We start from the raw sequence: 19445 nt of genomic DNA, 5'->3' as shown, positions 1-19445 counted from the left end.
CAACTCCACCGGAGCCTATCATGGCCTCGACCACTGATAAAAAAACAAACGTTGACCAAATCCCGAGTCACGACACCTTCAATATCGAATCCTCCTCTTCCAGTGAGAGCTGGAAGACGGTTCAATCGATTTTGAAGCCGCTGGCATCGTTGAAACTCACAGTTGTCCTTTTCGGAGCTGCGATTTTCATCGTTTTGGCAGGCACGTTTGCGCAGGTGCATGACGACATCTGGACGGTTGTCAACGAGTACTTCCGTGTCGATCTTGGCAGATTAATTTCATCGTCATCGCTTCCACTGATTAACCTGGGGGAGCTGTTTGTCTGGGTCGATGCTGACCTCTTCTTCCCCGAATCATTCTTCCCGCCGAATCCAACTTTCCCTGACAACCTCAATTGGATGGCAGCGATTTGGCCTGATGGTTCGAAGAACCTCCCAGATAACTTTGGAATCTATTTCCCTAAGGGTTGGACCATTGGGATTCTGATGGGGCTGAACCTGCTGGCCGCTCACACGGTTCGCTTCAAGGTTCAAGCTTCCGGCACACGGTTGATTGTCGGTAGCGTGATTCTGGGCTTGGGCACAATCTTCACCTATCTCGTGATCCTCAGTGGCTCCAGTGAGAACGGACTGCAATCAAATCCAATTCTTAGCTACGAAACCCTGCGTCTGATCATGCTCACAACACTTTGTGGGCTCACAGGTGCAACCATTTACGGAACGTTTGCTCTGGGCCCGAAAGAGCAAAAATGGTTATCCGGAATTGGCGCAGTCCTGCTCGCTTTAACAGCTGTCTTCACAGCCTACTGGGAAGCCAACGATGAAGCCTCAATGCGGATTCTTTATCAACTGGTCAAAGCGACGCTCGCTTCCGTAATTCTGTTAGTTGGCTGCATTGCCGTTTTCAAACGTCGTGCGGGAATTGTGCTGCTCCACGCAGGCATCGGCTTGATGATGTTCTACGACGTCCTTGTTGGCGTTCAGCATGTTGAAAGTCAGATGACCATCATCGAAGGGGAAACCTCGAACTTCAGTCGCGATATCCGCGAAGTCGAGTTCGCGGTGATCGACCATTCGGGACAAGATGAAGACCTCGAAACTGTTGTCTCGCAGAGCCTGTTACAACAATCAGAGAAGAACGGGACCAATATCTCGAGCCCAAAATTGCCGTTTGACATGAAAGTTGTCAAATTCTATCGCAACTCTGATGTTCGTGGTCTGCGAAGCTTTGGCCCCAATGAAAAGATTCCTGAGAACGATGCCACCGAAGGTGTTGGAAAATCAGTCGTTGCGATCCCCGCAGACAACGTCAAAGGAACTGACACAGGCGGAAGCGTCGACATACCGAGCCTCTATGTCACTCTCACATCGAAAGACGGAAAAGAACTCGGAACCTGGTTGACGTCCTCAATCTTTGACCTCTCAGACAGCAACTTTGGACGCGCTCAAACTGTCCGAGTTGGCAATAAGACATACGACATTGCGCTTCGATATGTTCGCCTTTACTACGACTTTTCAATCACTCTCGATGACGTCCAAAAGAACGATTACAAAGGGACCAGCAAGGTTAAAGACTATTCCTCATACATCACTCTGAACAAGCCGAGTGAGGATCTGACGTTTGAACATCGCATCTGGATGAACAACCCGATGCGGTTCGCGGGAAAAACTTTCTACCAATCGAACTATGGACTGGTCGAAGGAAACCGAGAATTCACAACACTGCAAGTTGTTGACAACGCTGGTTGGATGACCCCGTATGTCTCCTGCATGATTGTCTGGGTCGGGATGATGTTCCACTTCGGTCAAACACTGCTTCGGTACCTCGGTCGTCGCGCAAAATCCAGTAACACAGCCCCCACAGCAAGCATCGCCAACAAATGGAAACCTGCGAGCAAACTTGACGTTGCTGGCTGGATCACCGCAGCTGTTTTGTCCGTGGGGATTCTTTTCTCAGTCACGATGGCTGGCCGCGCTCCACGAGAAAAACCGGGTGAATTCCACATCGCCACCTTTGGCGAACTTCCAATGTGGAACAAAGGTCGGTCGATGCCTATTGATTCTTTCGCCCGTAACGCCCTGCTGAAACTTTCTGATTACGAAACCTATCGCGATGAAGATGGGAAAAAGCACCCTGCCAGCGAATGGTTGCTTCAAATCATGACCGGCAAAGAATCTTCCCGTGATGTACGTGTTTTCAAAATTGAAAACAAAGAAGTCATTGAAGCACTCGGACTCGAAGACCGTAAACGGTTCACCTACTCGTTCAATGAACTGCTCAACTCACGCGAGGTGGACGGCATCAAAGAAATGGGGATGCTGACAATCCTGCGGGACTTGGAAGGCTTGACGAATCTTGACCCACAAAAGCCGAGAGACTTCAAAGTCGCTGCGTCCGACACACCTCCGAACGAACGGTCACTGTTCGAGAGAAAAATCATTGAACTCTCCAACAAAATTGAATCGTATGTCCTGTTGGAATTCACAGTCGGCGGCGGACGAATTATCGACTTGATGCGGGCCAAAGATGACTCCGCACAAGCCATGTCGCCCGCACTGGAGTTGAGATCCAAAATTACAGAATTCGATCGACTGCATCAGGAAGCATTTAGAAATGTCCCAATCGCTTTGATTGTGCCTACGCATATCGATGACAAGATGGGTTCTGACGAGGATGAGCCGGGGACTGATTGGGAATCAGTCACTCGAGCAATGGTCTTCAGCAAAGCCTACGACGCGCTCTTGTCGGTCGGAGATGAAGCCTTCTCCAAGCCTCCAGCTATGGAACTCTTCCTCTCGATGATTGATGCGTATGGAGCTGGTGATGTTGAAAAATTCAACACCGATCTCGCGAAATACCAGCAATTGCTTGCCTCCTACCCACATACCGGTGAGGATGCAAACATCATGAACAAGACGGAGTTCGAAGCGATCTATAATCGTTTCGACGCCTTCTATGTTGCGGGAACGCTTTATGTCTTCGCTGGAATTCTGGCAGCTTTTGGCTGGCTTTTCCTACCACAGGTTTTCCAACGATCTGCATTCTGGGTTTTGTGTACTGTGTTCCTGATTCACACCGTGGCGTTGATTGGCCGAATTTACATCTCCGGTCGACCACCTGTGACGAACCTTTACTCCTCTGCCATCTTTATTGGTTGGGCAGTCGTTCTCGGAAGTATCATCCTGGAAATGGTCTCGAAACTCGGTGTCGCTAACCTCGTTGGTGCGGCTGCAGGGTTTATGACACTCCGAATTGCTGACGGCCTCGCCAGCGATGGTGATACGTTCGTTGTGCTGGAAGCGGTCCTCGACACCCAGTTCTGGCTTGCGACACATGTTGTCTGCATCACCCTCGGATACTCGACCACATATCTGGCAGGCTTACTCGGAATCATCTATTTGATGATGGGAATTTTCACTCCCAGCCTGAACAAGAACATGTCGAAGGAAATTACACGTATGACATACGGCGTACTTTGCTTCGCCACTTTCTTCAGCTTCATCGGGACCGTTCTGGGTGGACTCTGGGCAGATGATTCCTGGGGGCGCTTCTGGGGTTGGGACCCGAAAGAGAACGGAGCTCTGATTATCGTGCTCTGGAATGCTCTTGTCCTGCATGCCCGCTGGGGGAACCTCGTGAAAGAGCGAGGAATCGCAGTGTTAGCAGTTTTAGGAAACGCAGTGGTCAGCTGGTCCTGGTTCGGTGTCAACGAACTGGGTGTTGGTCTGCACAGTTACGGTTTCACCGAAGGCCGTCTCGCTTGGCTGGCCCTGTTTGTCGCTTCCCAGATCACAATCGCCGCAATTGGCTGCACGCCGAAATCGGTCTGGAGAAGCCGCGATGGCGAACTCCCCGAGACAAACGAACTGGCTTAGAGCAAACTGCGATAACAATAATGATGCCTGCCCGACGGGACTCCACTCCCGTTGGACGGGCTTTTTTTCTGCGATCTCGACAAATCAAGCAAACTTCTCAACCAATTTGATCCAGTGGAGTTGATTGACCGTTCATCCGAATAGAGCATCTTTCGAATTGATTTTCAGGTTGTGCCTCGTGGCGAGCAGTCTTTGAAGTCATAAAGTAAGCTTCACGGACAGGACAAACATTCGGAAACACCAAAATTTGGAAAACGCTGATGCAATCGATGGCGATCTGTCCGAATTGCAGGACCTTGCTGGTCTCGTTGGATGACGACCAAATGGTGCTTCGCTGCGAGAGATGCAGCGGGCAGTTTGTGCGTGGGGAGACCCCTCCTGAACCTCAAAACGCCACATTTGCCAAGCCTCAAGCATTGGACGCGGTTCTGTTTTCGTGCCCAAACTGTTTGGCCCCCATGGACAGCACAGGTGTCGCACCACTCATCAAGCAGACTTGTCCAGCTTGCGGAGGAACCTGGACTGATGCCGCAGCGGTCAATCAAGAGGTCGCTGACCTTCAAACGGACTCGACACTTCCAGAAGAAGTGGCGATTGAAAATCCCGGGTTCGTAAAATCGCTGCTTTACGGTGTTTCTATGCCTGAGCGGGTTCTGCGAAGTGCTGTCGGGATGACCGCCGGAACATTGCGAGAAGCAGCTCAGCTGATGATTCCGCAAGCTTTCCAGAATTCGAAATCTTACGAAGTCGCCATCCACAACTCTTTGACCTTCCTGACTGAGACCGTGGGCGGGTTCGAATCACAGACTCCCGGCGACGACAACGCCGGAGAACATCTTGCCAAGAAAGCGATCGGCAACTTCGTCGACCTTGCCGGGATTGCGACCTTGCATGTCTCACCGATGTGGATTTTGGCTGCCGTCAGTGACATCGCCTACGGCTCGTCAACATATCTGAAGGAATTGGCCGTCGAACTCGAAAAGCAGGGCATCATTGATGAGTCCTCCACGATTCATAATGTGGATGACATCCTCGATGCGATCCAGAATACGAGTGGAAACATGGCCTCAAAGTTTGACAAACCGCCGCTTTCTATCGTGGAGTTGCGGGAGTTCGTCGCGGAAACACGCGAGTCTGCGAATCGGGCCGACTTACGAAAATTGCTTCCCGAAAGCGAAGTTCGTAAATACTGGGAGTCCCTCAGCGCAACGGCAACAAAAGAGAACGTCACGCTGTTCGAGGCAGCGACCGCCGTCGCCATGCAAACTGTCGATCAGGCATCCATGATGAGCACGAGTGCCGTCACTGGGGTAAAAGTTGTCGGAAGCTTGCTGCAAAGAAACATCCTGCAACATTATCAAGACGCTTTAACGACACTCCGCAAAGAAGGTTTTTTGAGCGTTGTGCAGTCGACGTATCGACCATACGTCGGACAGGTCTGGAACAACTTTTCAGCCAAGAAGAAATCCTGGACCGAGACGCTCCTTGACCCTCAAAGATTCATCAACCTTTTCCAATCACCTGACGACCAGAAGTAACGAAGTAACTCCGAGCAACTCTTCGCCGGTGAAATCAGCTGCCCAACAGCAGTTTTTGAGTTTTGCAAACTCTCACTGACACCGGTCGTTCACGCTTACTCTTTGATTGTCAAACTATTTTTGACACCACGGACACCCGGTTCCATACGGACATAAGACTCGAGCAACTTTCTCTCTCGCTCAGTTCCGACAGCTCCACTCAGAGTGACTTGTCCCTGTGGATCAACCTGGATGTTGATCGACGAACTGCCAGCGACAATCGGTGGTAATGCGATCGCGGTCTCAATCAGGCGAGATTCAATCTCCTGCTGCGGGAGTGTGGGGGCAACAAAGGCCATCCGAAAAACGGGCCGGACAGATTTCCGGTCTGTTTGCTGTTGAGTGCTGCGATTCTGAGTTTGGTTGTTGTTTTGCAATCCTCCGAACTGAGCACTTGTCCCCTGACTTGCCGTTTGACCGGTAAATCGATTACCAACGAATGTTCCGCTGTTCTGGCCACCGACAAAGGATCCCTGTCCGACCGTTGCGCTCAAACTTCCGTCTGCTGCGTTCAGATTTGTCGTTCCAATCGTCTGTCCAGTATCGATCCCTGATGTCGATTGCCCTTGAGCCCCAGTTGTTCCCGTGGCACGTCCACCGGTATTTGTTCCTCCAGTGGTCCCACCGGTTCCACCTCCACCAAACAGAGATTGGGCGTGAACATCGCTGATCCCTGTAAAACAAACCAGAACCAGAGTGAGCGAAAGAGTACGAAATAACATCTGAAGACCTCAGAAATCCGATTGAATGAGGAGACGTCTCCCTATAGTTTCATCGAATTTCAACCCCGGATGCAAGCATTTGTTTCTCACAACTCGCCAGAATCCAGCACATTTCAGGCGTCATTTTGTAAACCATCGCTGTAAACGGATCGACCGAGGCGAAATCTCCTTGAGTTCCTTTGCGTCACTCGCTCAAGAGTGGGTGTACTTCCGGCTGGGCTGGTTGCAAGGTTTGAACAGGATGCGTTGGCGCTTCCGTCAAATCGAGTGGTGCTTGATTCATTGTTGCCTGCCCCTGATCCACAACTCGCGAGAGAGCCGATTTCAGACGTTGCTTTTCGGCGGTGAGATTCGGTTTTGGTTTGGGAAGCGTAGCTTGTCCGAAGTAGGCTTCGATTTCTTCAAGCGAAGCAGCTTTGGGAGCTTCTGAGGTTACATGTTGTTCAAAACTTGCTTGTTCAACGCGATTGACGGGCTGAGCTACGGGCAATTTTCGAGCAGGAGGTTGGGTTCCCGGCAGCATGACTTGCGCCATTTTGGAATAGATGGCACGCCCCGAATCCGGCGTGACACGGACGCGAATCGAGCAGTTGACTTCGTAGGTGTTTTTCTTTGGATAAGGGACAAACAACTGGTAAGCGATCCCGAGATTGGTCTCGGTTTTGAAGCTTTCAAAAACTTCTTTTTCGAACTCATACTTGTAGATCGGCTTCGACTGTTCTTCGGGGGTTCCAAGATCGTCGAAGAGATAGATTTCGACGTCCCCATGCACCTCAACCGGTTCTTCACCATTTTGATCAAAAAACAGAACTTGTCCGGCAAAGCCGCGTGTGGGCTGATTGTTCAGTCCATTTCCTTCGGCAGCTTCCCATAAACAGATCATCTCGACCGGTGTCCCGTGGGCTCGGCTTGGTGATTTCGCGGCAAACGGCAGATGCTGATTGACCGAGGTGATCATCTGACATCCGCTTAATAGCGTTCCCAGAGACACAAGCAACAGCAATTGATGATTGAACTTCATAACGTCCCTCTTGAGATCTGTGTGTGCATCGGGATGTTCCGCTGTCACACGACTCACTCTCGCGCCGGTTCCCTCGTTCTTTGTGCATTCCCAACGTTTCTTGTCCCCCGTGAATATCGCTTTCGCGATTGCATCGGCTGCTCGCAATGAGACAGAACGCAAAACAGTCTTTGGAATGACTCTAATCTGGCCCTGCTTCCCGGTAGAGCAGTTTGCTCTACCGGTATCCCCGTGAAGAACCCGTTTCTCTAAAACTTGCTGTTCGTCACGAGGCAGAACCTGAACACCAATTCAGAAGATGCTCTATCACTGGAGATTCTTGATCGTGTTCAGTCGGTACACGCCATTGGTCTCTGACGATGTCTCCAAGTCCACAGCCGGTGGGGCTGGAGCGGGAGGAGCTGCCGGATCAATGGCCTGCGGGACGATGATTTCCCCTGGTGCAAAATCGAGCGGAGCGCCCTGGTATTCTTGACTGTCGATGTACTCTCCGGTCTCGAATGGGACTCCCATCAAAGGACCGTGAATCTCTTCAGCTTCTTCCTGGAAGAAGTGAATTCGATTGGCTTCAACTTGTTTGATATGCTCTGACACAGAACCGTTATGGATCACTCGCGGAGTCAGGAAGATCAGAAGTTCGGTTCGTTGAGTCGCTTGCGAATCAAATCGGAACGCTTGCCCGATAAACGGCAGGTCTCCTAACCACGGTACTTTACGTTCGAGAACATCTTCCGTATCGGTGATCATTCCCCCGAGGACAATCGTCTGCCCGTCTTGAACTTTCACGGTTGTTTGAGCAGTAGAAATATCTTTGACTGGCGCCGTAATCACTGTGCCTGTTGTGACATCAGTGTAAATTTCCACCCCTTCATCCGTATATTTACTCTTCTCTGCGACCACTTCCATCACGATCTGTCCCTCGGGACTGATTCGCGGGGTGACAGTCAAAATGATCCCGGCAGGATCTCGAAGAATTTGAGGAGAAACTGTCGTCTGAGTTTGTGTGATCCCATCAGTCACTGGAACAATCTGACCGACCTGAATTTGGGCAAGCTGATTATCCAATGCCTGGATCTGCGGACGACTCAAAATTCTGACCGACCGCCTGGCTGCCAGAGCACGAATCAGAACATTTACAGAATCTGAACTTGCTGAAAGGACCAGACCTCCGTAGCCGAGGTCGCTGTTTGTGCGGCCCAGCGAGAAGCTGCTCAACCCTTGCGTGCCGACGTGAGCAGGCTGGGCCAATGGACCGTTATTCCCGCCAAGGGGTTGGTTGTTGTAATTGAACCCCGGTGTTGCTTCCTGAGAAACAATTCGCGTTGCGGTTGAAGTCGGGTTTCCTTGATTATCGAAAATGGTTTCCGTAATCGTCAGCAGGTTATCAATCACGCTGCGTTCGAAGAGGATCGGATCTTGAAATCCAAGCTCAACACCGAATTCGTCGTTGTTATCGAGTGCGACTTCAACAAGCAAAGCCTGAATCACAACCTGAGCCGGTTCTGCATCGAGTTGCTTCGCGAGGGCTTCAATTTCTTCGAAGTATTTCGGCGTAGCGCTAATCAACAAATTATTGGAGATCGCTTCCGGTGTCACGATCACTTCCTGCTCAAGAAGCTGGCTGGTGCTGACCCGGGTCGGATCAATCGTGGCCAAATCTCTTTGTGATTGCAGGAACACATTGATCGCATCAGCAACGTCCGCAGCCGGAGCATTGATGAGCTTGATCACTTTCGTGGTTCGCGTTCGTGGATCAGTTGCATCAAGCCGATACAGCAGGTTCTCGACAATAATCAACGCATCCGCTCCCCCGGTTGCGACAACACTATTCGTCCGAGCATCCGCCACAAATTTCAACGGAAGCAGCGAACTCGAAGTATCGGTCGCACCAACGAGTTGAATTCCCGATGAACTTTCATTGTTGTTGTTATTGTTGTTTGTGTTCTCTTCGAAGAGACTCGTCAACATTTCGACAGCGTCGAGGGCGTCGGCGTTTTTCAGTCGAAAATATTTGACATCCGCAACCGCACTACTCGGGCGATCGAGAAGAAGAATCAATTCTTGAATGAGCGGCATACTCTGGGCCGGAGCTGTCACCGCGAGGCTGTTCGTTCTCGTTTCGGCATTGAAACGAATATCGGAGAGCAATCCGGAACGTGCCAGCTGTTGGCCATCTTCAGCCAGGAACTCTAAGACGACAGATTTCGGGTCAGTCTGCTGTTGTTGCCCCTGCCCTGTTTGTGTTTGTCCCACAGTTGAAGCTCGGGGATCGCTGACACTTTGAATCGCAGAGTTCAAAAACTCAGCCAATTCATCCGCGAGCGCACTCTTGAGCTTGAAAATTTTCATCTGGTTGACAGAGGCCGCTTCATCGGCATCAATTTTCTTGATGACAGAAGCGATCTCGCTGAGGTCGCGCGGCCGTGCTTGAACGACAACCGAATTCGTTCGCGCATCGGCTGCGACCTTCAGCCTCGTCCCCAGCCCAACTTGCTCTTCATAGAATCCTTCGAGGATCGTAACCACGCTTGATGCAATGGCGTGTCGGAGTCGGAAGACTTCGACTTCGTGACTCGGGTCGACGGGTTGATCCAATTCCTCTGCGAGTTGCAGGATCGCTTCCATTGTATTCGATGGAGCCAGAATCAAGATCGCATTAGGAGTCACAACTGGCACAACATTGACGCTCGCTGCTTTCTGTTGAGCGTTGTCACTGCGAAGTTCCGAAAGTTGTTCGTAGACATCGTTCATCAACTGTGCGAGTGATTGAGAATCAACATTCTGCAATTTCAGCAAATGAATTTCCGGCAGGCTCCCCAAGGCCAATTGCTCGATTCGCTGGATCACTTCCATGACCGCATTGACGTCCCCTGCGTTTCCTCGCAGGATCAGCAAATCGAGATCGTCCAGGGCTTCAATAGTGACATCGCCCTTCAAGTTCCCAACAAGATCAGAGGAAATTCCTCCACTCCCGGGAGCGGCTGGCATTGGGTTTTGATTTTCCGAAGGAGCAGCATTTGGTGTCCCAGGTTGTGGCTGACCTTCAGCTTGAGCGAGCATTGGCCCCTCTGCCAAAGGATTGGCGTGCTGCTGCCCTCCTGGGCCTGTTCCGAGAATTTCAGAGCGTTGCCGTGCTTGGCTGATCATTCGCAACGGTTGCTGCAACTGCTTGCCAATTTGTGCGGTAGAACCATTACCGGAAACGAGTGTGGGAAGCTCTTTCCCTGTCAGGGGATTGACATCAATCCGCTGAACTAGCAACTTCAGCCCCTGCTGGACATTTTCAGTCGCTGTGATCAACAAGCGGTTGCCTGCGGTATCAATCTCAACTGTGAATTGCGTCTCACCTGCGTTATCGTCCTCCATTGCATGGCTGACAATAAAAGCAGGGAGTCCGTTCGGTCCGGCATTTTCGAGTTGTGAACGTGACTTGAATGCTTTATGAATCTGTTTGGCAATGTCCAACGCAGGGCGATTCTTTGGAGAAATCGCCAGCGTCCCGACCTCGGCAGGTGCCGATTGCGATTGTTCTTCTTCGAATCCGGCTCGTTGAATTAAAGATGTTCCGCGAGCAAAGGTGTCTGGCCGTTGGACTCTTGTGTTTAATGTTTGAACAGGACGTGCCGGGACATTTTCTGGAGGACTGACCCATTGTCCAACTGGACGCGCCGGCATTTGCTGAGCAACCTCTGGGATTTGTCGTGGTTCTACCGGACGAGGCGTTACCGGACGAGGCGTTACCGGACGTGGCGTTACCGGACGTGGCGTTACCGGACGTGGCGTTACCGGACGTGGTTCTTCCGGGCGGGGTGCCACTGGACGTTGATATTCCGGGCGGGATCTCCGTGACTGCATGACAGTCAGATATTCATTCTTGACGTGAATCCGAAACCCTTTGGGTTCAAGTTCCCGGTTCAAAATTTGGACAGCCTCTTTCCGCGCATGCCGACTCCAATCCCGACGCGAGTACTTCCCCGGTGGAACATCATGCATGATGAGTGTGGACCCGGATTTCTCAGCCAGGTCGTTCAGCACTTTGGACCACGGAGTCGAGACATAGTTCAAACGGATATTTCGAGATTCCGATTTCTCTCGATCCCAAGACGAACTATGTTCTGCTTCGGCTTCTGCCTTTTCAGCAGCGAACTGCGAATCCTGAGAATAGGCATCCAAGGTCCACGCTGAAGCTGCAAACAGACAGCAGACAGCAGGAGTCGCCAGATGTTTACGCCAGGAGAATGAAAAAAGTCGCATCATGTGACTTTCGAGTATTGAGGCCAGTCTATTCCGCGCGTGGTCACTCCATATCTTCTCCCGGAGTGACCATACAATCGGTACTATCGGCAAAGTCTACGCAGCTTATTGAGCTTAACTTTCTTCATCTCCGTAAGAGTGGCAATTGATGCAACCTTAAATCACCCGTAATATCACCAGAATGAATCAGCAAAAACTGCCGGAGTTACCGGAGTTGCCACTCTCAGCCTTCCCATCCACGAGCGAGCGTTCCAGACAATAGACCTACACATGTTCTGAGCCACCCTGTACTCTTCATGAAGATTTCCCAAGTCCACAGGCGTCCTTCACGCGAAATCCAAAACCAGGTCCTGGTCTTCAAAGCACGCACCGGGAGTCGCCTGTTCAACCTGAATAACGGACCCTCGTAACATGGACGATCGATTCCACGTAAGACGAACGAACTTGCGAAGAATGATGAGTCAAACAGGCCTGGAAAGCCTCCTCATCACAGCGGAGAAAAATGTCTCCTATCTCACCGGCTTCACTGGTGATAGCACATGGTTGTTAGTCACTCCGGATTCAGAGTTAATCCTCAGCGACTTTCGATACATCATCCAGCTTGAAGAAGAGTGCCCCGGAGTCGAACTCCATATCCGAAGTTCGAAAACAAGAATGACCGACGCACTCGTTGAAAAGGTGCAAGAGCGAAATCTCAAGATGCTGGGCTTTGAAGGGCATGTTCTTACGATCGAGGTTTATCAAGTCATTGCTCAGGCACTTTCCGGAATTGAGCTTGTCCCGGTGAATTGGGAAGTTGAAAAACTTCGAGCAGTAAAAGATGAGGCTGAAGTTGCTGACATCCGTGAGGCAGTCGACCTCGCAGAACAGGGATTCGCCTACTTACTCGAAATTCTCTCTCCCGACGCCACTGAACAGTATCTGGCATACGAGCTCGAACATGCCGTGAGAAAGTTTGGGGGCGAAGAACTGAGCTTTCATCCGATCATCGCTGTCGGCGACCGCTCCGCCCTGCCACATTACCGCCCCGGAAAACTGAGGATTGCCGACTCTCCGATTCTGCTGGTCGATTGGGGAGCACAAACTCATTCGGGCTATAAGTCAGATTTGACCCGAACGATGCTGACAGCAGAGTTCAACGACCCGCAGTTTGAGATAGTCTACAAAACTGTTCTGGAGTCCCAACGACTCGCCATCGAGAAAATTGCTCCGGGGGTTTCTTGCCAGGAGATCGATTCTATCGCACGGGAACACATCAAAGAGGCTGGATTTGGAGACTATTTCGACCACGGTCTTGGTCATGGAATTGGGCTCGATATTCACGAGCTTCCACGTTTTTCTCAGGGTTCTGACTCACTCTTGGAAGCTGGAATGGTTGTCACAGTGGAACCGGGCATCTATCTTCCCGGCTGGGGCGGTGTGCGGATTGAAGATGATGTGCTTGTCACCGAGGGCGGATGTGATGTATTGTCTTCCGTACCAAAGGATTGGGACAACGTCCACGTTAACGTATAGAACCTTTCCGAATTCCGACGCAGCAGGACCTCCTCAGTGTTTGAGAGGTCAAAATCAAGTTTTTTGGATTATTTAGTCTAACAATACCTGTGCAAGTGATCGAAAACAGAGTGAATCACAATATTATTAGCAGCCTTGTTAGGGCTTCATAGTCCTGAACATTTCCTTCATGATCACTCGACCATTTCGATCGGCGTGAAAACTGAAGAATTCAATAGTCACCAAGTGTTATTTGTCGAGGAAGAATTATGGCTCGCGAAGCGAAGTCGGACTCAACAGGATTCGATATCGACGGGCTGCGGCAGTTGATGGAGCTCATGGAAAAACATGATGTTACTGAACTGAAGCTGCACCAGGGAGAAGCAAAATATCTCCTACGGCGCGGTCCGCAAGGTGTCATGCCCGTGCCCGCAGCGGCTCCGATTGCGACTCAGGCTCCCCCGATTGCAGCAACTCCTGTCGCTGCAGCATCGAGTTCAGCAGGAACAGACGCTCCCGCTGCAAACGATGGTCTAATCGAGATCAACAGCCCAACCGTGGGAACATTTTATCAGTCCCCCACTCCCGGTGATCCTGCATTCGTCAAGGTGGGAGATCAAGTCACTAAGGAAACAGTTGTCTGCATCGTAGAAGCGATGAAAGTTTTCAACCAAATCCCTGCTGACACATCAGGAACCATCGCCAAAGTATTGCTCAAAGACGGAGACCCCGTTCAGTATGGGCAGGCCTTGTTCCTTGTGAAACCGAACTAGAACCGGTCCGAAAACCTTTGGAACCACCGCTTTACTCAATGCTTGAGAGAGCAATTTCAGGTTTCAGGATCAGTTTTAAACTGACATCATTCGTTATCAAACGTTGTGTTGCCAACGACCAGCGTTTCAAACAAACATCGGCACTTTTCTGTGCCCGACTTTTTAGGGGTCTATTGACGCCATGTTTCAGCGGATTCTCATTGCCAATCGTGGCGAAATCGCACTTCGAGTCATTCGTGCCTGTCAGGAAATGGGGATTGGGACTGTTGCCATCTTCAGTGAGGCAGATCGTGGTGCCCATTACCTGGATCTCGCTGATGAAGCGATATGCATCGGTCCCGCATCTTCGACCGACAGCTACCTGAAAATCGAGCACATCATTGCTGCCGCCGAATTAGGCGAAGCACAGGCGATCCACCCCGGATATGGATTCCTGGCGGAGAACGCAGACTTTGCGGAGCAGTGCCGAGATTCCGATATCGAATTTATCGGGCCTCCGCATGAAGCGATGCGCAAACTGGGCGATAAGGTCGAAGCACGGCAGATCGCGATCGAAGCTGAGGTCCCCGTTGTCCCAGGTAGCGACGGGCTGATCACCAGTGATGAAGAGGCTTTACGTGTCGCCAATGAGATCGGCTACCCCATTCTCATCAAAGCGACAGCAGGAGGAGGCGGAAAAGGGATTCGTCCGGCATTTGACGAATCAATGCTTCTGACTGAACTCAAAGCAGCCTCTGCAGAAGCGGAGAAAGCGTTCAAAAACGCCGGAGTTTATATTGAGAAGTTCGTGCAGAAGCCTCGACACGTTGAAGTTCAGGTGATCGCCGATCAACACGGAAACGTGGTTCACCTCTGGGAACGCGACTGCACGATGCAGCGGAAGCATCAGAAACTGATTGAAGAAAGCCCTGCCCCGAACCTCCCACTTGAGACCCGCGAAAGCATTTGCGAAGCCGCCACACGGCTGATCAAAAATGCCGGATACTATAATGCAGGAACTGTGGAATTCATCGTCGATGAAAACAATGACTATTACTTCATCGAAGTGAATGCCCGTATCCAAGTGGAACATCCCGTCACCGAGATGGTCACGGGAATCGATCTCATCCAACAACAGATTCGAGTCGCTGCTGGCGAGAAACTCTCCTTCGCTCAGGAAGAAATTCTTTGCAACGGATGTTCCATCGAAGTCCGCATCAACGCAGAAGACCCGGATCAAAACTTCCGTGGCTGCCCTGGACTCATTGAGGATTTAAGAATCCCCGGCGGTTTGGGAGTCCGTTTTGATTCACATGTTTACGCTGGCTACACGATCAGCCCGTATTACGATTCAATGATCGGAAAGCTGATTGTTCATAAACCAACACGTGAAGAAGCCATCGCCTGCCTGCTTCGTGCGCTCAATGAATTCCAGATTAACGGCCCCGGCATCAAAACTACGATCCCCCTGGCCAAGAAGATTTTGAACCACCCAGTATTCAAAAGTGGTCAAGGTGACACAAAATTCGTCGAGCGAACTTGGTAAGCTCAAACCTAACCTGAGAATTCCTGCTGCATGAAGAACTGACAAAAACCTGAATCAGACCTCTCTAAGACTGAGAAAACTCTTCAGAATAGAGGTTTTCAGAGGAGGCTCAATAATTCCAGCAAGAACATGATTCTTACTGGCTGAACGAGACTCTCTCTGAGTCAGGACGTCTCACTTGAACGCTTGATTGCCTAAGCTGCCGGTTCTAGGATGTCGCGCCGGAAGCCCCATTCTATATTGTTCACCACGCATTCCGCGTGAAACGCTTGCCCCAACATCAGGAGCCTTTGATATGAAAGTTGCATGTTTAACGGGTGGAGGAGATTGCCCAGGATTAAACGCGGTCATCCGTGGACTCGTTCGGACAATCCATAACGCTGGCGGCCAAACCATCGGCCTTCTCGAAGGTTGGAGAGGCGCAATCGAAGGAAATTTCATCGAGTTAGACCCGATGAAAACAGATGAAATCCTGCCTGTTGGTGGAACAATCCTTGGTTCATCAAGAACCAACCCATACAAAGAGCCGGGACTCGCTGAGGAAGTCGTCAAAACTTTCAAAAAATTGGACCTCGACTGCCTTGTCGCAATTGGTGGCGATGACACACTCGGTGTTGCGAGCAAACTTTACAGTGACTTCAACCTGCCAACTATCGGTTGCCCCAAAACAATCGACAACGATCTCAGCAGTACCGATTTCACATTCGGTTTCGACACATGCCTGAATACCGTTCAGGATGCCGTCGACAAACTCCGCACCACAGCGGAGTCACACCGACGGGTGATGGTCGTCGAAGTCATGGGACGGCACGCAGGTTGGATTACCTGTTTCGCAGGCATCGCCTGTTCTGCCGATGCGATTTTGGTTCCGGAAGAAGAAGTGGACCTCGATGCCGTTTGCCAACGGCTCAAAGATCGACGCGCTGCCGGAAAAACTTACGGCATTGTGATGGTCAGCGAAGGAGCCAAGCTTAAAGGCGACGAGTTCATCACGAAAGATGCAGAAGTTGATGATTTCGGCCACGTCAGCCTGGGCGGAATTGGAAAACGTGTCGCGAAACTGATCGAAGAGAAAACAGGCATCGAAACTCGCGACGTCACACTCGGCCACCTCCAACGTGGTGGTTCACCAAGTGCATACGACCGCGTCTTGGGAACAAGACTCGGAATTCACGCCGCCCGATTAGCCAACAACGGTGATTTCGGAAAAATGGTCGCCCTACGCGGACTCCACATCGTCGCAGTTCCACTAGAAGAAGCTGTTGGCACTATGCGAACACTTTACCCAGAGTTCATGGACGAAGCTCGCGAGTTCTTGACCTAGAGCATCTTTCGTGCTTCATATTCTCTTGGAGAGTGCTAATTGGAATCTTGCAATCTCCTAGAGGTTGAACGCATACATCTCTCTCAGAATGTGTGAGAGTCGAAATCCAGCCATTCGCCGGGGCTCGACTGATCACAAAAATCAAGCCGCATACTCGTTTTTGAGTATGCGGCTTATCTTATAGATTTATTCGAATAGGTCTTTACGTTCTGCTTCGTGGCGACCAGTCTGCGAAACCATGAAAGCGATCTTCATCACGGGCATGACAAGGATTGAAAATATCCTAAAACAGTCCGTAGCGAACAATGCAGTAGAGGGCGTTGAAGCCGTCACGGACACCGATTTTCTTGCCTTGTTCGTATGTTCGTCCATTGTAACTAACGGACATTTCAAAAATACGACACCCCATCTTGGCAACCTTGGCGGTCATCTCTGGTTCGATCCCGAATCGTTGCTGTTGCAGTTTCGGCCAGAGAGCCTGGATCGTTTCTCTATTGAAGACCTTGTAGCAGGTTTCCATGTCGGTCAGATTCAGATTGGTGAAGCAGTTTGAGAGGAGTGTCAGGAACTTGTTGCCGGCGTAGTGCCAGAAATAGAGTACGCGGTGTGGCTGATCACCGAGAAAGCGACTCCCAAAAACAACATCTGCTCGACCATCCACGATCGGTTGCAGCAACCGCGGAATTTCTGATGGATCATACTCAAGATCGGCATCCTGAATGATGACGGCATCGCCTGTCGCCTTCGAGAAGCCAGTCGTGACCGCAGCTCCTTTGCCTTTATTCACATCATGGAAATGGACCGAGATCGAATTCAGGGGATCATTCCAGTCTCGTTCTGAGTACTCTTGCAACAGTTCACGAGTCCCGTCCTGGCTGCAATCATCGATCAACACGATTTCTTTGCGAATCGGCACTTCACGTACTTTATCAAGCAAATCCGGAAGCGTATTTCGTTCGTTGTAAATCGGGATAACAACGGAGAGGACATAGTCGTCCGGGAGAGCATAGATCCCGAGTTGCCGGCAGCCAGCTTCTCCCAACACATTCTTAAGCGTGTTGTACCATTCCAGTGAATAGGCAGGTGCGTCATCGTGAAAATTTTGCTGGTTATCCATGATCCAATTCTGTCTCGTGTCTGGAGATTCAGCTGTCAGGCCCAACCGATTCCCATCTAAATAATTGTCTCACACTCGGTCATCAGGGCGAGACTGGCGATGCAATCACTTCAAACTCTCTTGATCGCTGAACCAATCGTTTTTTTAACAACCCATTCATGCTTTGCGGAATCGACCATTCAGGAATTGCCCTGTCGTCACTTCCACACTTGATTCTGTCAGTATCTTATCAGAGTCCCCGCCCAGCTTCTGAATGTGGGCCAGACTCGATCCGAGGCGATCGCTTATACGACCGATATTGGGAAACTGTATCGGGACAGGTCCTTGGCATCGACGCTTACGTGATTGTCTTTGCCCAAATCTAGCCGAAAAACTCAGTCAAGGTGAGCCCATTTCAATGAAGGGGGACATATGACTACCGGGACTCTGCTAATAATCTGGCTGCTACAACCTGAAAGGATTATGACGGTAGTCGTTGAAGGGGTTCAACACCAACGCTTATACTCGAATTCAACCGCAGAGGAACTCAGAAAAACTGAGCCAACTTCGTACTGGCTTTCGCCTGCTCAACCGACTGAATCAACTATTGAATTGGTTTTCTAAAATGGAACACGTTGAATATCAAACAGTTCACTCTGGGAAAACTCCAGTAGAATGGGCAATCCGCAAAGGCCAATTCAAGGAGGGGCTTTCCGCAGGTGTGGAAGTTGTTGAGATTCAATCGGGGGACTTCTCGTTCCATGTTTTTCCAACGCGTGGAATGGGGGTCTGGCAGGCGAAACTGGGCGAGAAGAGAATCGGCTGGGACTCCCCAGTTCGTAACCCTGTCCATCCAGCTTTCGTCAACGCCAAGAGCCGCAATGGTCTAGGCTGGCTTGATGGATTCAATGAACTGATGTGCCGCTGTGGCCTCTCTTTTAACGGTCCTCCCGGCCAAGATGAAAAGATGGCCAGCTCAATTGAATCTGATTTGACGCTCCATGGAAAAGTGGCCAACATCCCGGCTCACTCAGTCAAGTTTATTGCAGACGAGAACGGAGAAATCGGCGTTTCTGGAATTGTCGATGAGACAACACTCTTTGGCCCACAGTTGCAATTGACATCTCGAATTACGATGAAGCTTGGCGAAAAGTCATTCACAATTCGAGATCAAATCACAAACCTGGGATCTGCTTCGACCGAGTTGGAAATCCTGTATCACACCAATTTCGGAAGTCCCATTCTGGAAGAGGGAGCGAAGTTGACGATCCCGGCATCGCAGGTTGTTCCAAACAGTCCTCGATCAGCAGAGGATGTTCAGGAGTATCGAACCTATCTTGCCCCCACTCAAGGTTACACCGAACAGGTGTACTTCATGGAACCACTCGCAGATGCCAACGGAAATTCTGTTGCACTTTTGGAATCCCGAAGCGGCGACTATGGAGTGAGCCTGGAATTCAAAAAAGAACAACTTCCCTGCTTCTCGCAATGGAAATGCACACAGGCACTGCAAGACGGGTATGTGACAGGATTCGAACCGGGCACAAACTTCCCGAATTTCAAATCCTTTGAACGAGCACAAGGACGCGTGATCGACCTCCAACCAGGAGCGACCTACGATGTCGAATTAACGCTGGCAGTCCACCCAAACTCAAAGGAAGTGACAAGCGTTCGTGACCGAATTGCAAAAATCCAGGGAGATTCAACTCCAGAAATCTGCCCACAACCTGTCTCACCATACTCCTCGATTCGCTAGAGCACCTTTCGAATTGGTTTGCAGGTCC

Annotated in this window: 11 protein-coding genes; 7 read left to right on the top strand and 4 right to left on the bottom strand. The window is 50.6% G+C overall.

The window, feature by feature from the left end; all coding sequences use genetic code 11:
- Positions 1-20: 20 nt before the first annotated feature.
- Together ccsA and Mal48_RS00545 are read left to right on the top strand one after the other, a co-directional pair.
- Entirely contained in the window at positions 21-3875 is a 3855-nt protein-coding gene (gene ccsA, locus Mal48_RS00550; RefSeq protein WP_145195147.1) for a cytochrome c biogenesis protein, read from the top strand.
- Between the two features lie 260 nt (positions 3876-4135).
- Positions 4136-5413 (top strand): TFIIB-type zinc ribbon-containing protein, encoded by a 1278-nt coding sequence (locus tag Mal48_RS00545; protein ID WP_145195145.1) that lies wholly within the window; start codon positions 4136-4138, stop codon positions 5411-5413.
- A gap of 95 nt (positions 5414-5508) precedes the next feature.
- Here Mal48_RS00545 and Mal48_RS00540 read toward each other — a convergent pair whose 3' ends face one another.
- The 3 genes from Mal48_RS00540 to Mal48_RS00530 all read right to left on the bottom strand — a co-directional run bounded on the left by Mal48_RS00540 (position 5509) and on the right by Mal48_RS00530 (position 11452).
- Positions 5509-6174, bottom strand: coding sequence for a BON domain-containing protein (locus tag Mal48_RS00540; protein WP_145195144.1), 666 nt, complete (start codon positions 6172-6174; stop codon positions 5509-5511).
- Positions 6175-6358: 184 nt separating this feature from the next.
- Positions 6359-7195, bottom strand: a complete 837-nt coding sequence (locus Mal48_RS00535; RefSeq protein ID WP_145195142.1) for a hypothetical protein — start codon at positions 7193-7195, stop codon at positions 6359-6361.
- Between the two features lie 306 nt (positions 7196-7501).
- The gene (locus Mal48_RS00530; RefSeq protein WP_145195140.1) at positions 7502-11452 is read right to left on the bottom strand and encodes a secretin N-terminal domain-containing protein; all 3951 of its coding nucleotides are present in this window, start codon (positions 11450-11452) and stop codon (positions 7502-7504) included.
- A 408-nt stretch (positions 11453-11860) separates the two neighbouring features.
- On the opposite strand from Mal48_RS00530, the gene Mal48_RS00525 reads away from it, so the two are divergent.
- The 4 genes from Mal48_RS00525 (at position 11861) to Mal48_RS00510 (ending at position 16565) form a co-directional block, all read left to right on the top strand.
- Complete coding sequence (locus tag Mal48_RS00525; RefSeq protein WP_145195138.1) at positions 11861-12964, top strand: M24 family metallopeptidase; 1104 nt, start codon at positions 11861-11863, stop codon at positions 12962-12964.
- Between the two features lie 248 nt (positions 12965-13212).
- Entirely contained in the window at positions 13213-13716 is a 504-nt protein-coding gene (accB, locus tag Mal48_RS00520; RefSeq protein ID WP_145195136.1) for an acetyl-CoA carboxylase biotin carboxyl carrier protein, read from the top strand.
- Between the two features lie 181 nt (positions 13717-13897).
- The gene (accC, locus tag Mal48_RS00515) at positions 13898-15241 is read left to right on the top strand and encodes an acetyl-CoA carboxylase biotin carboxylase subunit (RefSeq protein ID WP_145195135.1); all 1344 of its coding nucleotides are present in this window, start codon (positions 13898-13900) and stop codon (positions 15239-15241) included.
- 295 nt (positions 15242-15536) lie between these two features.
- The gene (locus Mal48_RS00510) at positions 15537-16565 is read left to right on the top strand and encodes a 6-phosphofructokinase (RefSeq protein WP_145195133.1); all 1029 of its coding nucleotides are present in this window, start codon (positions 15537-15539) and stop codon (positions 16563-16565) included.
- A gap of 283 nt (positions 16566-16848) precedes the next feature.
- Here Mal48_RS00510 and Mal48_RS00505 read toward each other — a convergent pair whose 3' ends face one another.
- A complete protein-coding gene (locus Mal48_RS00505; RefSeq protein ID WP_145195131.1) occupies positions 16849-17682 on the bottom strand; it encodes a glycosyltransferase family 2 protein in 834 nt (277 codons plus the stop codon).
- A 604-nt stretch (positions 17683-18286) separates the two neighbouring features.
- Between Mal48_RS00505 and Mal48_RS00500 the strand changes: the two genes are divergently transcribed.
- Complete coding sequence (locus Mal48_RS00500) at positions 18287-19417, top strand: aldose 1-epimerase family protein (RefSeq protein WP_145195129.1); 1131 nt, start codon at positions 18287-18289, stop codon at positions 19415-19417.
- Positions 19418-19445: the final 28 nt, after the last annotated feature.

The organism is Thalassoglobus polymorphus (assembly GCF_007744255.1).
GTDB classification, from domain to species: domain Bacteria; phylum Planctomycetota; class Planctomycetia; order Planctomycetales; family Planctomycetaceae; genus Thalassoglobus; species Thalassoglobus polymorphus.
This window is presented reverse-complemented; position numbering and strand designations above follow the sequence as displayed.

Bases quoted from the DNA above. Each gene is read 5' to 3' on its own strand.
- Mal48_RS00545 (WP_145195145.1), top strand. From the start codon at position 4,136: ATGCAATCGATGGCGATCTGTCCGAATTGCAGGACCTTGCTGGTCTCG.
- Mal48_RS00510 (WP_145195133.1), top strand. From the start codon at position 15,537: ATGAAAGTTGCATGTTTAACGGGTGGAGGAGATTGCCCAGGATTAAAC.
- accB (WP_145195136.1), top strand. From the start codon at position 13,213: ATGGCTCGCGAAGCGAAGTCGGACTCAACAGGATTCGATATCGACGGG.
- Mal48_RS00530 (WP_145195140.1), bottom strand. From the start codon at position 11,452: ATGATGCGACTTTTTTCATTCTCCTGGCGTAAACATCTGGCGACTCCT.
- ccsA (WP_145195147.1), top strand. From the start codon at position 21: ATGGCCTCGACCACTGATAAAAAAACAAACGTTGACCAAATCCCGAGT.
- Mal48_RS00540 (WP_145195144.1), bottom strand. From the start codon at position 6,174: ATGTTATTTCGTACTCTTTCGCTCACTCTGGTTCTGGTTTGTTTTACA.
- Mal48_RS00505 (WP_145195131.1), bottom strand. From the start codon at position 17,682: ATGGATAACCAGCAAAATTTTCACGATGACGCACCTGCCTATTCACTG.
- Mal48_RS00500 (WP_145195129.1), top strand. From the start codon at position 18,287: ATGGAACACGTTGAATATCAAACAGTTCACTCTGGGAAAACTCCAGTA.
- Mal48_RS00535 (WP_145195142.1), bottom strand. From the start codon at position 7,195: ATGAAGTTCAATCATCAATTGCTGTTGCTTGTGTCTCTGGGAACGCTA.
- accC (WP_145195135.1), top strand. From the start codon at position 13,898: ATGTTTCAGCGGATTCTCATTGCCAATCGTGGCGAAATCGCACTTCGA.
- Mal48_RS00525 (WP_145195138.1), top strand. From the start codon at position 11,861: ATGGACGATCGATTCCACGTAAGACGAACGAACTTGCGAAGAATGATG.